This window comes from Clostridiaceae bacterium (assembly GCA_012840395.1).
GTDB lineage: Bacteria > Bacillota > Clostridia > Acetivibrionales > DULL01 > DULL01.
Map to the genome: position 1 here is coordinate 1 of DULL01000073.1, position 3,607 is coordinate 3,607.

The 3,607-nt window shown below is 34.6% G+C and carries 2 protein-coding genes and 1 tRNA gene; 2 read left to right on the forward strand and 1 reads right to left on the reverse strand.

Translation table 11 applies throughout. From position 1 onward, the window contains the following. The first annotated feature begins 402 nt into the window (after positions 1-402). The gene (locus tag GXX20_08945; GenBank protein ID HHW31782.1) at positions 403-939 is read left to right on the forward strand and encodes a DUF4912 domain-containing protein; all 537 of its coding nucleotides are present in this window, start codon (positions 403-405) and stop codon (positions 937-939) included. 268 nt (positions 940-1,207) lie between these two features. Further along, positions 1,208-2,806: a DUF1957 domain-containing protein gene (locus GXX20_08950; GenBank protein HHW31783.1), complete on the forward strand. Its 1,599-nt coding sequence runs from the start codon at positions 1,208-1,210 to the stop codon at positions 2,804-2,806. A gap of 540 nt (positions 2,807-3,346) precedes the next feature. On the opposite strand, the gene GXX20_08955 is transcribed toward GXX20_08950, so the two are convergent. Beyond that, a tRNA-Gln gene (locus tag GXX20_08955) sits at positions 3,347-3,420 on the reverse strand. Between the last annotated feature and the right edge of the window lie 187 nt (positions 3,421-3,607).

Genomic DNA, 3,607 nt, shown 5'->3' on the forward strand with positions numbered 1-3,607 from the left:
GGCAATCCAGCCTAACATGCCCTGTACTCATTATCAACAGCTTTCGCGGCATAAAAGCTTATGGTTATTAGCTGATTAACTACCGTTTAACAACCGAGGTAATTTACACACTAATTTGGACTTGACTCTGTCCTATAAAGTCAGATATCGTCATGTTTTGAATATTGAATAATATTTGTTTCCAATGAGAAAATATTATAGGTACAGAAAAACTTGGCACTACTATAATTGGTACAACTATAATACGCACAACTATAATGTTGCTGCGTTTAAATAAAATGCGGCTAGATTACTGTATAATATATTGCGTCTAAAATATTGCCTGGGTAATGAAATGAGGTAGGGTTTATAGTATTATTATTTATAATGTATAGCATAAGTTTCTAAAAGGAGTATTTTTATATGGAAGAATCCCAAAAAGGAAATAATAATTTACTGCCTGAATTATATAATGATGACATTATGATTTTATACGCCGTAGACCCTAAAAGGTTATTTACCTGTTGGGAAATATCTGAAATAAGAAAAAATCATTTTATTAACGATTTTGGAAGGGAACTCTGGGAAAAGTCAGTGCCTGTATTAATAGTGTCTAATATCACCAGAAATGAAAGTTTTGAAATAAGAGTGAACAATTTTTCTGACAGCTGGTACATAAATGTTCCTCATTCAGACTGTATTTACAGGGTTGAATTAGGAAGGAGAGTTTCAGAGCATTTTGTCATTAACCTTATTACTTCAAATAGTGTTTATGTACCTGGTGATGGTTCCAGCAGCGATACTAAAATATTATTTGCCGATTACAGGGATATTTCAGGCACAGGTTTTTATGAAGAATTAAACAGTGATGATATAGGCCCAAGTTTTAGTTTTAGTTTTGATATTGAGGATACCCTTTCACCAAGCTCGTACGGGATTAAGAATGAGGATACAAAATAGAGTCTATTTATTTCGGATAGGATAGGATAAGATAGGTTAGGTTAGTTAAGTGTTAGGTGTTAGGTGTCAGTTATCGGTTAAGTAATAGATTCGTAAGTAGATAATTTAGAAATTAATTAGCAGAATTGCTGAGCATAAGTGGGCATACATAAGTAAGCATATTAGCTAAGTATATTATTAGCTTAGTATATTAATTAAATGAGTTTATAAAGCATCAATTGATTAAGTACCGAGCAGTACTAAAGTATCGATTAAGAGGATGATGAGTTTGAATAAAGGATATGTGGCATTGGTGTTGCATGCTCATCTTCCATACATACGTCATCCCGAACAGGATGATATGCTGGAAGAAAGATGGTTATTTGAAGCTATTTCAGAAACATATATACCACTAATAAATAGTTTTGATGCATTAGCAAAAGAAGGAGTTGATTTTCGTCTTACCATGTCCATGACAGCTCCTCTTCTTACAATGCTTACAGATCCATTGCTAAGTGAGAGATATATCAAATATCTTGAAAATCTTATCAGGTTAACTGAAAAAGAAATAAAGCGTACTTCTGGCGATAGTGAGTTTAATGCTTTAGCGGTAATGTACAATGAGAAATATCAGAATGATTTACATACATATCGGGATAAATATAACTGTAATATTGTTAATGCTTTTAAAAAATATCAAGAGTCGGGAAAACTTGAGATAATAGCCTGTGCTGCCACCCACGGCTTTCTTCCCCTCCTTGTGGTCCCTCCTGAAAGTATCAAGGCACAAATTAATGTAGGAGTTATGGCCTATAAAGAATTTTTCGGCAGAAAGCCCAGAGGTATCTGGCTTCCTGAATGCGGATACATACCAGAAATTGAAGAATATCTGGTGAAAAATGAAATAGAATATTTTATAACTGAATCCCACGGAGTATTATTCGCCAATCCAAGACCTGTTTTTGGCACCTATGCGCCTATTGTAACACCTAAAGGGATTGTTGCCTTTGCCAGGGATATAGAGTCTTCAAAACAGGTCTGGAGTTCTGTAGAAGGTTATCCTGGAGATCCTGATTACAGGGAGTATTACAGGGATATCGGTTATGACCTGGATTATGGATATATTAAGGATCATATTCTTAGAAATGGACAGAGAATACATACCGGGATAAAGTACTATAGAATTACCGGTAAAACAGACTGCAAACAACCTTATAACCCTGGAAAGGCTAAATATAAGGCTGAGCTTCATGCAGCAGATTTTTTCTTAAACAGAAAAAAGCAGATTGAAAATATAAGCGGGAAAATGCCCAGGCCTCCCATCATAGTTTGTCCTTATGATGCGGAACTATTTGGCCATTGGTGGTATGAAGGTCCTCAATGGATTTATTTTCTGATCAGGAAAATGTACTATGAAGGAGGACCTATAAGGTTAATTACATTAGGTGAATATATATCGGAGAACCCTGTAATGCAGGTTTCTTCCCCATGCATTTCTTCCTGGGGAGCTGGAGGATATAATGAGATGTGGTTAAATAAATCCAATGACTGGATTTATAAGCATCTGAGCAAGGCTGCTGAAAGAATGGTGGAATTGGCTAATGAAAACCTGTTCTCATACGGTCTTAAGGAACGTGCATTGAATCAGGCCGCCAGGGAACTTCTTCTTGCCCAAAGCAGCGACTGGGCTTTTATCATCAGGACAGGCACAATGGTTCATTATGCTGAAAGAAGGACAAGTGAACATATTGGAAGATTCAACAGACTATATCATGATATAAAGGAAGATACAATTGATGAAGCCTGGTTGAAAGATATAGAGTATAAGGATAAAATATTTCCCGGCATCGACTATAGAATATTTTCCAATAAAAAGTCAAGGCAATAAAAAGTTTAATAATGATTAAATGATTATATTCTGTCAGAGGCTTGTCAGCCACGAAATCCCTTATGAAAATTATTCTTCTATAAAATATAGGACTAATTTACTATTTACTTGGGACTTCTGTACTAATATAATAAACTCAACTGCACTAATTTAGTATAGTTGCTTGATATAATTAATTTAAGTTATTTGGTTTTTCAGATTCTCTTTTTTATACCCGGATTAATTGGTTTTGGCTCGTCACCAGTTTTTGCTGGTGCCGGGCATCAATGCCAAAAAGCGTCAATAAATCCTATAATCAAAACCTGTTATCAATAGTCTGTCATCATTAGTCTGTTATTATTAGTCTATTTCAAGCTCATTGTTAAAGTTAAATTATAGGCTAAATTATAAGCTTTTAAGCTAAAATTTTGAGCTATAGTTTTTAGCTAAAATCAAGTGGAATATCTAATCCGAAAAATAGGACTAAAAATTAATGTTGAAAATTAAGGCTGAAAATCAAAAGGTCCTGCCAGGTTAAGCCTGGCAGAACCTTTAGTATTATGGCTGCGGGACTAGGATTCGAACCCAGACAGAGTGATCCAGAGTCACTTGTGCTACCCTTACACAATCCCGCAAAACATCAGCAATGGTTATTATAGCACCAAACTTTTTTTAATGCAATAGCTAATAAAAAAATTATGTGTTTATTTTATGATAATGTCACCTTGTTAATTATTTTGATAAAATGTCACTATGAAGGGCAAGGTGTATTATCTAATGTCACAAGAGCAGCTTAAAAGGTATACTGTCATTGAGAAAACA

Excerpts from the sequence above, each read along its gene's own strand:
- GXX20_08945 (HHW31782.1), top strand. The coding sequence starts at position 403 with ATGGAAGAATCCCAAAAAGGAAATAATAATTTACTGCCTGAATTATAT.